This window comes from Rhizobium sp. P1_C7 (assembly GCF_056406295.1).
Map to the genome: position 1 here is coordinate 1 of NZ_JBFUAL010000032.1, position 17040 is coordinate 17040.

13 protein-coding genes and 1 pseudogene are annotated in these 17040 nt (G+C 56.6%); 4 read left to right on the plus strand and 10 right to left on the minus strand.

The genetic code is table 11. The features are described 5' to 3' along the window. Positions 1-884: 884 nt before the first annotated feature. A complete protein-coding gene (locus AC1D2R_RS29295; protein ID WP_477972977.1) occupies positions 885-3362 on the minus strand; it encodes an autotransporter family protein in 2478 nt (825 codons plus the stop codon). A gap of 803 nt (positions 3363-4165) precedes the next feature. Here AC1D2R_RS29295 and AC1D2R_RS29300 point away from each other — a divergent pair. The 3 genes and pseudogenes from AC1D2R_RS29300 to AC1D2R_RS29310 all read left to right on the plus strand — a co-directional run. After that, a pseudogene (locus tag AC1D2R_RS29300) lies at positions 4166-4755 on the plus strand (ATP dependent DNA ligase); the annotation flags it as partial. Between the two features lie 477 nt (positions 4756-5232). After that, positions 5233-6120, plus strand: a complete 888-nt coding sequence (locus tag AC1D2R_RS29305) for a DUF2167 domain-containing protein (RefSeq protein WP_477972979.1) — start codon at positions 5233-5235, stop codon at positions 6118-6120. A gap of 521 nt (positions 6121-6641) precedes the next feature. Beyond that, a complete protein-coding gene (locus AC1D2R_RS29310; protein ID WP_477972981.1) occupies positions 6642-6782 on the plus strand; it encodes a hypothetical protein in 141 nt (46 codons plus the stop codon). A 779-nt stretch (positions 6783-7561) separates the two neighbouring features. Here the strand turns inward: AC1D2R_RS29310 and AC1D2R_RS29315 are convergent. The 9 genes from AC1D2R_RS29315 to AC1D2R_RS29355 form a co-directional block, all read right to left on the minus strand. Further along, positions 7562-8182 carry a hypothetical protein gene (locus tag AC1D2R_RS29315; protein ID WP_477972983.1) on the minus strand — a complete coding sequence of 207 codons (621 nt, stop codon included), beginning with the start codon at positions 8180-8182 and terminating at the stop codon, positions 7562-7564. 242 nt (positions 8183-8424) lie between these two features. After that, complete coding sequence (locus tag AC1D2R_RS29320) at positions 8425-8670, minus strand: hypothetical protein (RefSeq protein ID WP_477972985.1); 246 nt, start codon at positions 8668-8670, stop codon at positions 8425-8427. Further along, complete coding sequence (locus AC1D2R_RS29325) at positions 8670-10310, minus strand: hypothetical protein (protein ID WP_477972987.1); 1641 nt, start codon at positions 10308-10310, stop codon at positions 8670-8672. Before AC1D2R_RS29325 ends, AC1D2R_RS29320 begins: the two co-directional genes overlap by 1 nt. A 162-nt stretch (positions 10311-10472) precedes the next feature. Beyond that, positions 10473-11906: an ATP-binding protein gene (locus tag AC1D2R_RS29330; RefSeq protein ID WP_477972989.1), complete on the minus strand. Its 1434-nt coding sequence runs from the start codon at positions 11904-11906 to the stop codon at positions 10473-10475. Between the two features lies 1 nt (position 11907). Further along, the gene (locus tag AC1D2R_RS29335; protein ID WP_477972991.1) at positions 11908-14403 is read right to left on the minus strand and encodes an Hsp70 family protein; all 2496 of its coding nucleotides are present in this window, start codon (positions 14401-14403) and stop codon (positions 11908-11910) included. Next, on the minus strand, positions 14400-14780 hold the full coding sequence (locus AC1D2R_RS29340; protein WP_477972993.1) for a hypothetical protein: 381 nt from the start codon (positions 14778-14780) through the stop codon (positions 14400-14402). The genes AC1D2R_RS29335 and AC1D2R_RS29340 overlap by 4 nt, the downstream gene beginning before the upstream one ends. A gap of 711 nt (positions 14781-15491) precedes the next feature. Further along, a complete protein-coding gene (locus AC1D2R_RS29345) occupies positions 15492-15839 on the minus strand; it encodes a hypothetical protein (RefSeq protein ID WP_477972995.1) in 348 nt (115 codons plus the stop codon). Between the two features lie 116 nt (positions 15840-15955). Next, a complete protein-coding gene (locus AC1D2R_RS29350; RefSeq protein WP_477972997.1) occupies positions 15956-16189 on the minus strand; it encodes a hypothetical protein in 234 nt (77 codons plus the stop codon). Next, positions 16186-16371: a hypothetical protein gene (locus tag AC1D2R_RS29355; protein WP_477972999.1), complete on the minus strand. Its 186-nt coding sequence runs from the start codon at positions 16369-16371 to the stop codon at positions 16186-16188. Before AC1D2R_RS29355 ends, AC1D2R_RS29350 begins: the two co-directional genes overlap by 4 nt. A gap of 140 nt (positions 16372-16511) precedes the next feature. On the opposite strand from AC1D2R_RS29355, the gene AC1D2R_RS29360 reads away from it, so the two are divergent. Further along, positions 16512-16670: a hypothetical protein gene (locus AC1D2R_RS29360; RefSeq protein ID WP_477973001.1), complete on the plus strand. Its 159-nt coding sequence runs from the start codon at positions 16512-16514 to the stop codon at positions 16668-16670. The last annotated feature ends 370 nt before the right edge of the window (positions 16671-17040 follow it).

Below are 17040 nucleotides of genomic sequence, written 5' to 3' on the forward strand. Positions count from 1 at the left end.
CCCCTTAACCACGTCAAGGGATAATGACACTGCCGGTTGTATTTTTCAAAGCATACGTATGGGGTATAAGGCATGGGTGGGAGCCGTGGTCCTGCCGCAGCGAGATTAGTCGAGTAGGGGGCGTTAAGGCGACGGTAAGCCTCTTCGACGTTGCAGCTTGTCGCAGAATTTGACTTTACCGATACTCTCCTCGGTTGCTGGAGTGGCGCAATGCAATATGTGATGGCTGCTGTTGTTGGCGCAGGTGCAGGCTTCTTCGCCTTCTGTTTGCTCGCACCGCTGCTCCAGAGGATGGGCCGTCCCCCATTAAGATTGGACAATCGCTCAGAGAGCGAGAGACGCTTCAGAGCGGTCTTTGCGGCAATGGCAAAGGCACAGCGGCAGTCGCTTATTGACAACCACATGCAAAGGCTGGGGTGCAGCAGGGAGCAGGCAATGCGATATGCGGTTGAAGACAGAGAGCGCGGCTTTGATCGATGGTGAGTTGAAATTGCGCCAGCGAGGTCTACCCGTTCCCGACAGTTTGATGCCTAACAGCTGTGGCTTGGCACTTTCCCTCGATTCAGTTTGTTTGACAGAAGAGAGACCTTTCCTCGAAGGTCCCCTCCATCACACACACCCGGCATTTTGAAAACGGCCTCAGGGAAGCCCATGGACGCACGTTTTACCTGATAGGACTGAGAACTCTGAGGCCTCGGCCCCTCCAACCAGCCTTGACCGGCAACGGTGGTACGACGATGTGGCGCCGTTGGGGCAACAATAGGTCGTCCAGCCCTCCCAGATGCGTGTGCAACTTGGAGGTTTTTTATGCTTTCGCGACGTGGTTTTCTGATTGGAACGGTCGGCCTTTGTTAAACACACCTCATACCTTCTCGGGCAATAGTCTACCACCGGACCTTCAGTCCGACTTTTCCCTCCCATGCATCGGCATTGCCGTTGAGGCTGGTCTGGTAGTTGATGTTGCCATAGAGGCTCGTAGCGTCGGAGATCTGCGTGGCGGCGCCGATGCCCAGCGTTGCCCAACTGCCTCCGAGATCGGCGGTAAAGGGGACCGCCCCGTGGGCCGACGAGAACTCCGTCGTCGGGTCGCCGAGGAACTCGTGCCAGAGATCCGCCCGTAGCCACAGCGTAAACTTTCGCGTCGGGTCGCCTTCGACATCCCAATCGCGCGCCACCCGGGCACCGATCCGACCGTCAAATGAATTGGTGTTGGAGTAGCCGACATCGGCCGCGCCGTCATTGAAGTCGTTGATATTGAGGGTCTGGTAGATGATCTGGGCTTGTGGCTCAAGCAACCAGTCGTTGCCGATGGAGAACGGGTAGCCGCCCTCAAGTGAGGCAGCGAAACCAAACCCATTCGTTTTACCGTCGCGCAAACCCCGCCTGGCCGTCATATCCATGTCGTACCAGGTTCCCTGCAGGACGCCGTCAAGATACCAGTTGTTCTCGCCGAACCGGGTCCAGTAGCCGCCAACGCTGACGGCATTGAATTTGTCCTCACCGCCCCGGAAGGTACGTCCTAGGATATTGTGTTCGACGTCGGCATTGGCCCGGCCGACCGCCAGATAGAGGCCGGCATTGTCGCGCTGGCCGTTCGTGTACTCGTTACGATAGAGGTCGAGGCCGCTCTGGATCGCGCCGAAGTCATAGTCGAACGCCGGGCCGTCGCGACCGTAGATGCCGACGGGGTCACCGTCGTGATGACCCTGGTAACCGATGATCCTGCCCCACATTCCGTCGGGGCTATCGTGCTTGCCCGGACCCAGCAGTTGGGCGTCGCCGCCTATCCTTTCGTGCAGCGTGTCGATCATATTGCGGCCATAGATCGTGGCCAATACCGGCATTGCCGCATACAGCGAAACTTCCTGGCGATATCGCGGTACCGGCGGTCCCGGGGGTGCCGGCGGTTCGGGGTTCGGTCCAGGTCCTGGGCCCGGTGGTTCGGGGTTTGGCCCAGGACCTGGCCCCGGCTGAAGATTGCTGCGCAGAAACCAGTCGCTTTCGCTGCCGGGCGTCGAACCGCTACGAAAGAGAAGGTAGTCGTAGGGGCCTGCGGCCGCAAATCCGGCAAAGGCACGCGGCTCGGTGGTGCCCCTTGTGGCATCGACAACCAGAATGCCGTCACCGCTTGTTAGAGCGCCGCCGCCACCCGTATCGGTAAAGCTCATGCGGGTCGTACCGGACGCCGCGCCCCCGTCGATCACCAACCGGTCCGATGGTGATCCATCGGTTCCGAGATAGGTGTTTAGGGCGATCTGACCACCGGCGCCGACGTAGTTGCCGACAGTCAGCGTCTTGTAGCTCGACAGTTGCGTCGGGTCCCCGGTCGGCGTGGTATAGACGATCTGGCTGGCACTATTGGTAACGGTGGTCGCCGTCGAGTTGCCAGTCATCGACCAAATGGTATTTTGTTCGAGAGTGACTGCGCTGGTGCTGTTCGTTGTTGTCGTGATCACCCCACGCAATGTCGATCCATGCGCGTCGAAAATCGTATTGCCTGAGTTGGTATCGAGAAGGGTGTTATTGTTCGACGTCGCTGTCGTGTTAGTGAGGCCGATGTTGGCCGCGGCGCCCTGCACTGAAAAGGATGCACTGCTGGCCGTGATTGTTCCATTACTGTACCCCAAAGTGTTCGCATTACCGCCATTGTTGAAAAGAAACCCGAAGCCGCCATTCCCCGATGCTGTCACGTTGGTGGCGGCCATTGTTACGCTGCCACCATTCTGCAGAAGGCCGCCCGCGCCGTTTCCGACGGAAACTGAGCCGCCTGTTGTCTCGATGCCGGCGCCATTCACTGCGTGGGCACCTGCATTCCCGCCGCTTCCTGTGACGTTGATGGCCACATTGCTTGCGGTGATCAGGCTGCCGGCGCCTGTCGCCCGAAGTCCATCCTCTCCCCCACCGACGCCCCGAATGGAAACACTACCGCCAGTAAGCGTCACATGCCCGCCTGTCTCGGCATTGGCACCGACATCATTGCCCCCGGTGCCCACCATAATATTTACGCCGTCTGCCGTAATCGAGCTGTTGGCGCCTGTCGCCGAGAGACCGATATTGCCGCCTCCTCCAGAAAACGTGATGCTGCCGGAAGTAAGCTGAATATTGCCGCCGGCCTGCGCCTTGGCCGCCGTAGTGCCACCCGAACCACCCATCGACAGAGACAGGCCGTCGGCGATGATGTGGCTCCCCGCGCCATTTGCCAATAGCGCCGACGGAAAGCCGCCGCCGAGGATCGTGAGCGACGAACCGGTCGTAAATCGAATAAGCCCTCCCGCCATGGACTGCACAAGGCTCTGGCCGCCGCCGTTGGACCAAATCACAGTGATGCCATTTGCCAGGATCGTGGCGTTGTCAGCGATCATGGCTATCGCACCACCGCCGCTGTCATTCTGCAATCGGATATGGTTCGCTACGATCTGACCACCATTGCTGGCGCTCAACCCTCTACCGCTGGCTGTTACCGGACCGTTTACCGTGACAATGGCGTTGCTTGTGGCATTGATCCCTGTTCCGAAGCCGTGCGCAGTCACCGCGCCGTTTGCCGTGACGTTTGCACTGTTCGACGCATCGATGGCTGTGCCAAAGTCAACAGTTACAGGGCCAACTGTGCAGGGTGCCCCACCACTTTGCAGAACGCCACCATTAGGGGATGTGGCGCATTGGGCGCGCGCGGATTGCGGGGCGCACAAGACGCATACTGCGACAAAAGTCATGAGTACGGTCGCCGACCGCGTAGTATAGCTAACGGTTACTCGGATGATCCGACCGTAGGCCACGACCCCTCCCCAAATCGCTGCGTCCGCGCGGGCATCCCCACCAGACGCGAACTAATTGCACTCGGCCGCGACATAAAAATCGATAGATACAGATGGGTCAATGCTCGGCGATCCACGCCGTCCCTTTCGGCTGTCACTGTTGCGAGTTGGCATCATCTGCGGTCTTACACCTGGATGTTCGAGGAGTGGGCGGCCGAGCCGCATTGGTCCATTGAAGCCTCGATGACCAACCAGAAGACAGGCGGGCCGCCGTCCCGGTGGTCTTTCGGCAGGCGGGGTGGGGTTGGCAAAAAGGGTCCCCGCCAATTCACCCAATCGGCATTTTAGCGAGGGTTCGCGCGCCCGCTCCGAAGCCGACGGTTGAGTGGGAGCGTCCACCCCATCGCTCACTCTACTTCGACGGGCACGACATCAGGAGCATGGAGCTATCGGCCCGGCGGTTCTTTTTGGAATCGCTCCTGCGTGGGGAGGAGGGCTCCATCCGGATCTCTGAGGAGATCGACGGGACGGCGGTGAGATCTTCAGCGCTGCCTGCGCGCACGGCCTCGAAGGAATCATAGCCAAAGACCGCGACAGTTCCTATCGCTCCGGCCGGTTCGGCGACTGGGTGAAGGTGAAGTGCATCCAGAGCGAAAGCTTCATGATCGTCGGCTACGAGCACTCGATGGCTGCGCGCGGCGGCATTGGGAGCCTAATGCTTGCAGCCCGCAAGGGCGACGACTGGGTGTATGTCGGCTCGGTCGGTACCGGCTTCAATGAGCGGAGTGCGGAGTATCTGCGGAAGACGCTTGACCGCATTAAGCGCAAAACTCCGCCCGTCGAATATCGCGGCGTACGCAAGAATCTCGTTTGGGTGCAGCCGACGCTAATTGCCGAGATCGAATACCGCGCATGGACGCATGACGGAAAGCTGCGGCATGCATCCTACAAGGGATTGCGTGAGGTGCAGGACAACGCTGCAGTATATGAACTTGGCTGAAAAGCAAAACCACGGCTCGGAAGGTGTCCGCTACCGAAGCTTGGTATCGCGAAGACAGCCTGCCAACCTCGCCGGGATCCTACGCAGCATCATATTTCATCAGCAAGCCGACGCTTCGGGAGCCTGACGCTGCCCCAATCTTGGATTTCCTGCTTGCAAAATTCAGGCGTACGAAGGCATTTTCGGGACTGCACGACACTCAATTGGCGTCTCAGCACACAAGATTGGCAGCCAAAGGCAACCGCTCCTTGAGCTCTTAGTATATAAAGCGCGGGTGCTCGAGTAAATCCTAGCGATTGCACCGATCCTAGAAAATCCGGGACCGCAGCCTGATCGCTATCAGCGATCTACTTTGATCTACTTGGCTATACCTGAACAAGGCCGCGGCAGCCTAGGCAACCGCCATGCCAACCCGGCTCATACGCGCGCCCTTGGTCACCCGGGCGGAATCCCGAGCCTAACGAAAGGGCAAATACAGTGCAGATAAGCAAAAATCTTCGCGATAATATCGCAATGATCATGATGATGAATGCCGTTGTATTGACAGTACCGGCAATCGCCAATGCAACAGCAGACGAGTATCACCCTATAAATTTTACGCAGCCGATAAGACTAGACAGGGGCGCAATTTCTCCTATTGGCCTAAATGCGGTTCGTCTAAGCGACGGAGAAACCTGTGCCTTCGTCAAGAAAGAATCGGGATGGGATGATTCTGGGTGCAAAAGTATTGATCAAGCAGTGTTCAATATGGGGCTCGATATTGACACCCTATTTTTCTCCAAGCCAGTCAGCGACGGCTACGTCAAGCTTGACGACTTCTTTGCGGATGGCGCAGATGAAAGTATTAAAGCAATCACAGACGGCTTAAGAGAAGACGCAAAAGCGCAAAGTAAAGCACTCGGAAAATCTGTCGAGTTTATTGGCTGGCGTTCCTATCCCAAGGCAGACAGGCAACGCGGCCTCATCTACTACGCATTCGATATGCGTTTTGATGGAGCGCCATCCACCAATATTAAGGTCATGTTGTTGGATCGCCAAGGCTATATAGTAGCGAATATCGTCCCGGTAGCAAACGACCTGGATGAAGCTGGTGTCAAGAAAGTAGTTGATCAAGCGGTCTCTACATACAAGCCTGACGCGACTACAAGTTACGCAGCTTACAATCCGGGTGACAAAGTTGCAGCCTATGGTGGGCTGGGTGTGTTGGCTACCGTGCTTGGCGTCAAGTATGGCAAGGCTGCTACTGTAGGTATAGGCATCCTAATTGTTGCCCTTCTCAAGAAAGGTGCATTCTTGCTAGCGCTGCCATTTATTTTCGCTGGAAAACTGTTCCGTCGAATCTCTAGCAAAAAAGTTCAGGAATAAATAGGCAACGATCCGGCCCAGCGCAACGGCTATCGCGACGGGGACTCGGAGACGCGGGCCGGCACCCTCGAGCTGAGTGATGGACGGAGAGTTGGCGCAGCTTCGCGAGAAGCAGAAAACTGCGTCTGGCTCCGAGCTCATCGAGATCGATCGTGAGCTGAATAAGCTCCTGAGGGAGCAGATGGGATTACCGCCATCATCAATCGACGTAACACGCCACTCGTGAGGAAGAGCCAGCCTTGAACTACATCCGCAAATCTCCTACCGTCGTCTCGGTTCCCTTCGATCGGTCCTCTGGACTGATCGACCGCCGTGGTGGGCGGGCGGGAAACCAATGGGTGGTGAAGGACAGGGCTGAAAGGCCGTGTCCTTCTCTCTTTTCTCGTTGCGGAAAAACGGAGGCGCGCGGATGAACCACCCCAACGTCCCGCAAGGCGACCAGCGCATCGGTCCAATCCGGCTGCGATCGAGTACCGCAGGGAAGCCTATTTCAGCTTTGAGCCGTTCATCGGCGACGATTTATGTTGGCACTGCGGAAGCTGGGGTTAAACCCGGCGGCGATCGGCTGGGAGTGCTGCGCCGCGCTAGCGATCAAGTCTGTGCCGCTTGGTTATGGCTTTGTCGTCACCAACCCGCCGTTCCAGAATCCGTCGGTCGAGTAGGTCGCCGTATCGCTACTTGCCGCGGCGCCGCATACCTGGGTTGCGCTGTTGGCGCCGGCGCTATGTGGCAAGGGTGATCGACGCCGAATCGGATTGTTCCAGAGCGGACGTATAGCGGCGATCTGCCATTTGGGTGCCCGGCCGATGTGGTCGGAGACGCAATCGACCGCGAGCCCGAAGCAGGACTTCGCGTGGGTCATTTGGAGACCGGTCGGGCTGTCCGACGCCGCGCCGATCGCGCTCTTCGCGCCGCAGCACTCGCCGAAAGATCTGGGACGCCAAGCGGTTCAAAAAAGGAAAAACGGGGATTGGCGATGCCGACGCTTATGTCGAGCTATGGCTCGAAAAGGATGCACTGGCCGGCGTCGTGGTCGACATCATGTCTGCGTTCGACCTGCCGCTGATGGCGTCGCGAGGTTATTCGTCATTGTCGTTCTACCAGAGCGCCCAATGGAACCTCCCGTCACGGCCGACGAAGACTACCGACAGCCGGAGGTTCGCCAGTAAAGGTCACGATGAGGTTGAGCCTATTTGCGGATTGAATGATCAATGCGGTGTGACGTGGGATCTGTGCCATTCAGAGGTGTCATCCGTCCTCTTCTGGTCAAGTCCATGTCGCAGATCCAATCGGCGGATGTCTTCTCGTGCGCGTCTGCCGCTCCAGGTGCCGGCAGCTTGGTGGTAGCCAGCAACAGTGATCTGAGGACGCCGAAGATTCTGGGACACCTGCACCCACACCTCGACATATGCTAAGCAGTTTTGCGTGCGTTCCGCACCTTTCACCAGCAACTATCCACGACACTCTCCCCTTTGTCGTTCCAATAATAGATGTGTTGGAATGGGCCGCCGAAGACTGCCTCGTAGTAGCCGTACTTCGTCTTCCCGGTAAGGGACCATGGGCCACTGGCACTGATCGAGGTGGCCTTATCCACGTAATAGGTCTTGGTACTCATCTGAATGTAGTCAGGGGTAACCCAGGACACATGGTAGGTCTTGCCCTTCTTGCTCCGGCAAGTCATATCGCTCGCGGACGCCGGCTGGGGCTGGGGCTGGGGCTGGGGCTGGGGCTGGGGCTGGGGCTGGGGCTGGGGCTGGGGCTGGGGCTGGGGCTCGGTCTGAGGTTGCGGTTGAACCTGCGGCGCAGGTTTTGCCTTATTGTCCAAATGATTGAGCCAGGCAGCAAAGGCAACGAGTACTATGCCGCCAATCCACCACTTTCGGTATGACTGTCCGGATTTGTCTTGGTAGATCCCCGTCGCCTCCATGCTTTGCTTGGACACCGGGGCTGCATCCATATCCTCAACCGTTTTCGGTTGGGTCAGCGGGGCACTGGGGACGTCGACATCTGAAACCATCGAGTCGAGTCCAGAAAAGCCCTTTCGCTCCTTGTCGGATTTCATCGTCATTATTCCTTAATAGTTACGGAGCTTCGGTGCGCTGCCTCGCAGTAGCCACAAATGATGTATCCGTGCTGCGTCATCAAGAGAGCTGGCTGCAAACCACAAACCTTCGGCAGCGGAAAGCAACCACTAGAGACGACCCAACCACAAGCTGGTCGAGGTCAGCCTGATACACGAGGTATCGTTTGTCGTTATGTCCGACGTGAAACTAGACACACGACAAGAACTATTCTGCGAACTGCTTATCCAAGTATCCAAGCGATGAAGGCGACCAACACGATGCCGATAGACCACCAACTCTTGAACGATTGTCCTGAATGACCAGATTTGAATCGGTATACCCACTGCGGCTCTTGGCTTTCCTTGGGCACATTCACAGCGCCTTCATCGAATTCAGTATGCGGCTGCGTCGGCGCACGTGCGGGAACATCGACATCTGAAACCATTGAGTCGAGTCCAGAAAAACCCTTGTCCGAATCCACAATCATTAATTTGCCAAATAGTCACTGAGCTTCGAGGCGCCCTTCTTGAAGGTGCCGCGAACAATATGTTCGAGGATATGGGCGTTCGCCGTGTAAATGTAGGAGGCTGATCCATACGTTTTCTTGTCGCCCTGTTTGGCGATAACAAAATTGCCATCGGCACTCCATACGGAGACCTCATTCCAGCTAAGGCGCACTTTCTGATTTGATCCAAGTAGCTTGTGCCTGGTCAGCGTCACGGCCGCATCTTCGATTGTAATGTCCCCAAAGGAAAGGGAGCGCCCCTGAGACAGGTTATCTATCATTTCGAGCATAAGACGGACGCAAACCGCACGCCAAAGAGCTGAGGTAAACCCAGCATATGTCGCTTCCCTTTGCAGCGACACAACCTGCTCGGACCGATTGTCGCCGAACGCAATAGTGTAGGAGGTTCCCACCGGGACGCCGTTCACTGATTTCTTAACGCCACCCCAGCGTACACGCGTGACTGCGTCTAATGCAAAAGTATTACCCTTCCAACGAATTCCATCCGCTGAAATTGCAAGTTCATCCTTGAATATTTTACCGACCTCCGCCCGGAAGGTGATATCGCGAGCCCATTCAGCGTTATTGCGCTCAAGTTCCGCGGCCTTTTGCCTGACACCCTCGATTGCCTGTGCGTCTAGGTTGAGTTGCTCTGCCACATCGGGCAGTTCCGCGAAAACATCGCGCAGCAACACGGTAATTCTATGCGCCTGATCGATCATATCATGATCATTGTAGAGATCGATACCCAGGCTTCGAAGTTCCCAAGCGATGCCGTCGCTTTGGCGATGCTTCATGCCCCGTGATTTGGCGCTGACTTGGATTGGCTGTGCTACGCGATCCCAGTTTCGAACCACCTTCTCTAACCTATCCAGAACATTCGAGACTGCTTGTTGGCCTTGCAAAGCTGCGGCCCTTGCGCTTTTAACCAACGCCTCGAGATTCTCGTATTCCTTCTGAAGGAAGCCTTGAGCCTCGACCTCATAAGTGTCGACTAGTTCATCGAGCAGGGCGGGACCGTGATCTTCTCCGTCGTTCGTCGCCGCCGAAACCGCGCGGGTCATGGTTTCGACCATCTTCTGCGACCCCATATCGTCGAGCATGTTTTTAAGTGCGACGCGATATGCCTTAAGCCGATCTGTCAGTCCGTCTTCAATCGCCTTTGCGGTCACTTCCGCGAATCCTGAAATCGCCCTGTCGGCGTTGATGTCGCGTAGCACGTCACTAGCGTCTATGGACTCGACTACACCGGCGAAATCCTGGATGAACCTTGCCGCGGACTCGGCGGACAGGTCGTCTTTCATAAATTCTGAGGCGGCTACCATGAGATTTGCGCGAGCGAGCGTGGGGAGCCTGCTATCTGAGCGGACGGAGGGTGCGCTTTCAGAGATGGCGTCGATCAGTTTCTGGGCCATCGCGGGTGCCACGCCGGGCATCCAGGCTAGCTCAGCTGAAAGCCGCGTCCGCGGGCTAGTCAAATTAGAGCGGGCCTGTTGGCAAGCGTCATGATCGAGGAACAATGAACGCTCTTCGGCGGCCTCAACGATCTTTCGGCTGTCGTCTCGGGTAGTGACCTCCAGCAGACAAAAAGGGTTCGCATGCAACGCTGTCTTCGGTTTCATCATTAGTATCTTTCCAGTAGCAAGTCCGACTTCAAAGCCGTTGAGACGCGCTAAATTTTCGGATTCGGCCCTCTAGCACCCACGCCGGCCACTCGGCGTTCGGCGACGATATTCGAGAATGCGGGTTAAGCGCTGCGCAACCCCTTTTGTGCTATACTTCCATCAGACGAACCCCATACGCCTGCCGGGAAGTTGCTCAGTTCTCGATGGAGCGCTCTCCAGTGCCGCAAGGAGATATTCCTGGCTGAGTTCGCTAGCGCCGCAACGTGCTGCGAGCCTAGCTGCCTCACGGACGATGAATGTGACATCAGATAAGGGTCGGCCCGTGAGTTTCTTCGCCAGTGGCGTGGGATCGACTGACTTGTCTCTGGGTAGACTTGCCAGAAGCTTTTCAAGCAACGCTAAAACATCCTCATTGCTAGCGAAATCGACCTTGATAATGTGATCGAAGCGGCCCCTACGCATTATTGCTGAGTCTATCATCTCAACCCTGTTGGTCATCGCTACTATCAAAACCTGATTCTTCGCTGCCTCTGGGATGCGCCGGAGAAATTCCGCGACCTCTTCTACGCGGTGATGACTTCCACCAACTCCAGTCTCGCGGTCGGCCAGAAACGCCTCCATTTCATCGATTACCAGAACCGATGGAGCATTTTGCATAGCTTTGTCGAATACCTCCGCCACTTTCCTGCTTGTCTCATGAATGTACGGGCTCGCGACGCTCGATGAGTCAATTTGAAAGCTCGGCCAACCGAGATATTCAATCAATTGTTCGACGGCGAAGGTCTTTCCGCAGCCGGGCGGCCCGTGTAATACGATTGCAGCCGGGAAACTCACCCCGAAGGTCTCGTAGCGTTCCCTGTTGTGGATGATGTCGATCACGTGCTCGTTGAAGAAGTCCTGGAGCTCCGGTCGCCCCGGGAGCTCGAAGAGCCCATCGGCAAAGGTTGAGTAATTGGCTCTAGGCTTTTGACTACCGGAGCCGCCCTGCCCATCGGCAATTGGCCCCGCTGGCGGCTCCCTCGACGCCGGCTCGATCACCTCGAAGCCTGCCGCGTCGATAACCTGACGTAGGTGCTTTGATTCGAGCCAAGAGACGATTTGGTGCAGCCTTCGGAAGGACATGACCGACACCGGGACCCCCCCGGTCAGCCAGAAGCCCAAAACCACGTCATCCTCTAGCCGGGCGGTCATCTCATAGGAAGGCAAAAGACGACTGATTTTCTCAACGTAGACAGCGTCTTGGAGCGGACTTTCTCGGTCGATCGCCCGTGTGTCGCGAAGGGCGGCAGCGAAGGCAAGAGCTTCACTCTTGCTCCCCGGCGAACGACACCTGGAGACTGGAGCGAGCAGATGAATCGAGCCACATGAAATCTCACAGAAGTTTTCAGAGCCGAAGGAGAATTTATGGAGGTCTCCTTCTTCAATCAGCCCGGATCCAACCCACTTGGCTACAAGTTCGCTCTTGGCAACCAACGCACAACCGCCTCCGGGAGTCTCCAAAATCTGCCAGCTTTTTGTGCCGTGCTGCGCACGGCCGCAGCAGGCTCCGTCTGGCAGTTCGAACCCGATTGGAAACCAACTTTCGATAGCCATGTCAGCTCATCAGAATGTTGGAGTTGGCGATCATGTCGTCATCACCTGCGGTGCCGATACGGGCCGAATCGAGATCGAACACTACGTCTCGCAGTTTGTCTATATCGCCCGCCTGAAGCGCTTGGCTCCCCTTCGAGCAAAGTTCGCTGTGTAGTGTCGAATCTGGGAAAAGGAATGCATCCTCGGCAAGCCAGTTGAAGCGGTCAATAACGAACCAGTCTTGGCGCCAAAGAACTGCGAAGCTCTTACCGCGTAGTTGATCCAAGTGCGATTCGAAATCGCCGCTGTTGTTGGAAATTGATCGTTGGGCCGTCTTGGCAAGATTGTCGAACGAACTTGCATCAGCGGGGCGGGCGTGCTCTCGCACTCTATCTTCGAAAAATCCGATAACCTTGTCGAGTTCTAGCTGTCGGATGACCTTGAGGTGCTCCTTGCGTGCCTGGGCCAGCAGTCTCTTAGCCTCTTGGATGTCGTCCATCGCCTGCTTAGCGGTTTCCGGGTCACCCTCCTCGGCCTTAGTCAGGGCAGCGCGCTCTAAGCGCTCGCGAGCCTGATCCAGCTTCGGGTCTTCGACTTTCGACGCGATTTCGTGAAGTCGGTCGCCCACGCGCTCCGTCTCCTCGCCTAACCGTTTCGCTGCATTTGTATAGTCGATCTGACCTTCTTGGCGGGAGTAAAAGTTCCTTCCACTGTTGAACGAGGCGCCGATAGAGGGAACGGTAATTTCAAGGACGATTCCGCCTGAGTCGAGGACCTCGTATTCGATGATAAGATCTGCGCCCTTCGCGATTACGCCGTCAGAAAAATCGGAACCCTTAACCGCCAGCATACCGATGAACCGGTTGTCTGTAATGGGGTCCTCAATGTCGCCCTCCCAGAGCTTGAACTTGATGGATCCGGCGGCTCCTGCGCGCAACGACTCGAGCGCCTTATAGGTCTTCTTACCTTTCTTCGGCAACTGGTCGCCCTCATGCACGAGATAGTCGACAACCGACCGACCGCCGATCTTCGCAAGGGCTTCTACGCCGATCGAGTGAGAGGCAGGAATGGCGTCGATTTGCGCGGCGGTGCGAGAAATGGAGATCTTATCCTGGAGAAGTTTTAATGGCCCGCCGGCGGCGTCGAAGACGAAAACCTTAAATGTATTTTCTCCTGCTTTGGCCAAAGGAACTTCAATTGTAGCCCCGTCTTTGATGGCAACTCGTCCCGATGACCAGCCAGTATCGAGACTGTCGATCTGAAAAGCGGTTCCATCGGCCGCCACTCCGCCGAGCTTGGCGACGACCTTGGCTCTGGTGTCCGGTGTACGTGCCTGATAGGTGAACGACAGATTCAGCACGCCTCCAGCAGCGAGGGAGCCGCGACCGCTTTTGCGGCCACGGTTTTGCGTGGACCAATCGATGGACTCCGCGAAGAGTGCAGCACCTTCCGCGACTGCGGTCATTGGATTAACTTCGTTGGAAGCGGCGATCCCCAGTTCGAAGGCGACTTTGTCGCGAAGAGGTTTGTATTGCGTGGGGCCTCCAACGAAAACGACGTGGCCGATGTCGTGAGCAGTAAGTCCTGCCTTCTCAATCGTTTCTCGGGCTGCGGCAATTGACTCCTCGACCTTCTGCGCGATCAAGCTGTTAAACAAAGAGCGCGTGATCGAAATGTCCAGATAGATGTCTTCACCCGACGCGTCCTTAACTCGCAGTTCACTGTCATCAAGCGCAATCACAGCCTCCTCGCTCGAGGACAGTTCGATCTTTGCCTTTTCGGCGGCCCAGAGGGCCATATGGTGGAGGATCTTATAACGCCCTTGCGCGGAGAAGTCCTCAGGCAGGTCGAACTTGCTAACAAGCCATGGCGTAACCACGTTGTACAGAAGATCACGATCGAAATCGCGGCCGCCGCACATTTCAATGCCGCCGTGGGCCAGGAGACTAACACGCCCATTGATGCTTTGCGCGATGGCAATGTCGAGCGTGCCTCCGCCTAGATCGTATATCAGAAACATGCCATCAGCCTTACGCTTACGCATAACGCTCATGACGGCAGCGACCGGCTCCTGCATGAGGGCGACCTTACCGAGTCCCGCCAATTCGGCGGCCGACATCGTCGCATCTTTTTGCATCTGATTGAACGCAGCAGGAACGGTGATAACGGTTCCTGTATCGGGATCGTTACGGAGCTCCTCAGGAAGGTAACCGAACAGCGTGCGTAAGATTTCGGCACTGCACTCTTCTGGTGTCATCACAAGGTCGACCGCCGATAGTTTTACCGGGGTACCGGTGCCGATCAGACGCTTGAAGAGTTTTGCTGAGCTCTCCGGGCTGCGCGCTGCTTGCTCATACGCGCGGTTGCCTACGTATTTGTTGCCGCGCTTGTCTATAAAAATCGCGGAGGGTGTAACGTCGTTCTGATCGGGACTTTTGAAAAGACGCAGGTTCTCGCCGTCATAGACACTAATTGCGCTGTTGGTCGTACCCAGGTCGATTCCGATATAGGTCTTCATTGCTGGGCCGCCTTTGCAAGCATCACCGTTCCACCTCGTACTAACCCCTCGGTACCCATGACCACCGGCTCGATCATCTGATCAACGACCAAATGATCGTCTGGAGCGAAGTCTGAGATATTCAGAGCCGAAACGGCCATTCCCGGATCGTAAGGTTGTCCTTCGAGACTGACGATGCGCATTCCGAGCCCCCCAAGTCCATCATCGATTCTTTTTAGGAAATAGCGGGCCTGGTTGGCGTAGCGTGGGGCTTCTTCCGCTTCGAGTTTGGAAAGAAGACGGCCCAGAATACGTGCAAACCGCCATCCTTCGATCGAGATGTCGATCAGCGTCTTGAGTTCGGTCCTAGATTGTGCCGCATCCAGTTTTTCACTCATGGTTCTCTTTCTGTCAGTTTTCGTCGGGAGGTGGCAACGGAAGCCCCACAATGCCGATCGCAATAGGTAGCACCGGAATGCGATTTCTGAGGGACATCCCTTGCTCCACGCACTCGGCTTGCATCAAAGCAGCGTATCGTCAGGGTTGCAAGTTGGCCTCGGTTTCGGGCCGTCCATTAATTCGCAAAGAGGTTAATTGGGAATGGTCCCGCTCGACCTGGCCAGCGCCTTATCCTGCCACTGCTTGGCACCTATGGCACTACGTTTCGTCCGCGTCTTGCGAAATGATGCCAAAGACTTGCTGCCAGCTGCCAAACAAAAGTAATTGTGACATGCACGAGCCAGGTAGCTGCCAGGGTGGGCCCCCCGACTATCCGGCTTGTTCCTCGTCCTATACGCAATTCCGGTGGCTTTCGTTTCGGTTTTGGCCAAGGCCACCGAGTTGCCTTGGGCTTTGGGACGGGCGGTTCTGATGTCGGTTTGGGGCAGATCTTCTGCTAAGCATGCCAAAGAATGCCATCCGGGTGAAAGGTGTCCGCACTGGAAAAATAGCCCGCCTCGGCCAGTAAGTCAGCGATCGTGTCGATGGCCGTTTTTTCAGTAGGACGCACTATTTTCCGGGGACAATGCGACTTGCGGTCTGTGTTATTGGAGAGTAATCGCGCCCTCTTTGACCGACTCAATAAGCCCGTTTCATCCATCCTCCCATGGTCAAGTCCATGCCGCAGAACTGAGAGTCGTCCTCTCACCACTGCTCCTGCGCGCATTTCGGGGAGCTGGCAGTTTCGTCCCCGCCAGCAGCTGCGCCAGCGCCATGAGGATGTCGTCGTGACCGCGGTCGATCACGGCGATCTGTCTGCCCGCTGGCGTAACTTTCATCGAGGCCCGCGACATTTGTCTTTTGAGCTCCTGAATTTGAATTTGTTGTTCGGGATCGGTCAGCGGCAGCGACAGCACGCCGCTTTGAAAAGCGACGCCAACGTCGAGCAGCAATTGCCGTCGGCTCAAATTCATCACTGGAATAGATGACGCGCGACCGCCGACGTCGCCTATCAGCATCGGAGTCAGACCGGCCGAGTGACTATCGGCGTTGATGATCTTGCAGCCAACGAGCGAGTCCCTCGGCAGCGCTTGTGCGAGCAAATACGCGATTGCCGAATTATTGCTGACGTCGACTATGAACCTCGTAACGCCGTGCCCGACGTCGCCATAGCCTTCGCCATTGTGTTTTGCGCGAATGTGACATGCGCCATCGGCGTCACTGTCGGTTTCAGCGTGTCGAGATGCAGGACTTTGATCTTGGTCATATGCTCGGTACGATTGATCTTTGCCACGACGATCGCCGCAGGGTCGGCAGTGCCGCCAGGATCGATCGAGCAGACGAGATAAGGGCCGGTTTCGGTCGTCATGCAACGCGCCTTTCGAAGGGTCGAGCGCTGAAAAGCTGCTCGAGATCAAGATGCCCGAAGGCGAGATCCGGGTCGAGTGCCGCGTCGCGGTGCGACGTGCCATCGATAACCGTGCCGAACGCCGCGTCGAGGACATCCTCGGAATAGAGACTGTCGCCGACCGTGCCCCACTTGCACATCATTTCGACGGGATAGCGCGCCCAACGTGACCTTCATTTCGTCAAGCTGAGCCTTGGTGAAACGATCGGACTGGTCCGCCGGAACGACAAGTTTCGACCATTTCGACCCCGCTGCGGTCATGACAGAGTGGAAGTAAGAGCCGATGATCCCGGCTGAGGAAATGCCGATCAGCTGCGCCTTCGGGCGGGCGGCGATCGACGGCAAGACCGCCGAGATCACCGGATCAGCCAAGAATGCCGCTTCTTTGGTCCGCTACTCATACGAACGACTCAAGGAATGGATCGAGGAGCACACCAACTGACTCGAGAGGCGCAGGCTGTCTCGCGCTTTTTCTTTGGTCGACAAAAAGTCAGACTGGTCGCTTTAAGGACCTACTAAGGACCTGGAGCCAATTTTAGCAGGCCCTTAAAGGGCCAGCGTCGTGTCGTAAGTGATTGAAAAGATTATGGTGCCGCTTGCAGGACTCGAACCTGCGACCCCATCATTACGAATGATCGGCTCAGACCGAACAACGAATGCGCCGTGACTTCGGTCGCGGCAGACAGACATTTATTTGTTCAATGACACCGGAGGCCTGCGTTGTTCAGACAGCGCTCCGTGCCCCCTGTCGTGCCCCCGCGCTAGAATCCACACGGTCACAGAAATTATCGCCGAACGGATTTCATAATATC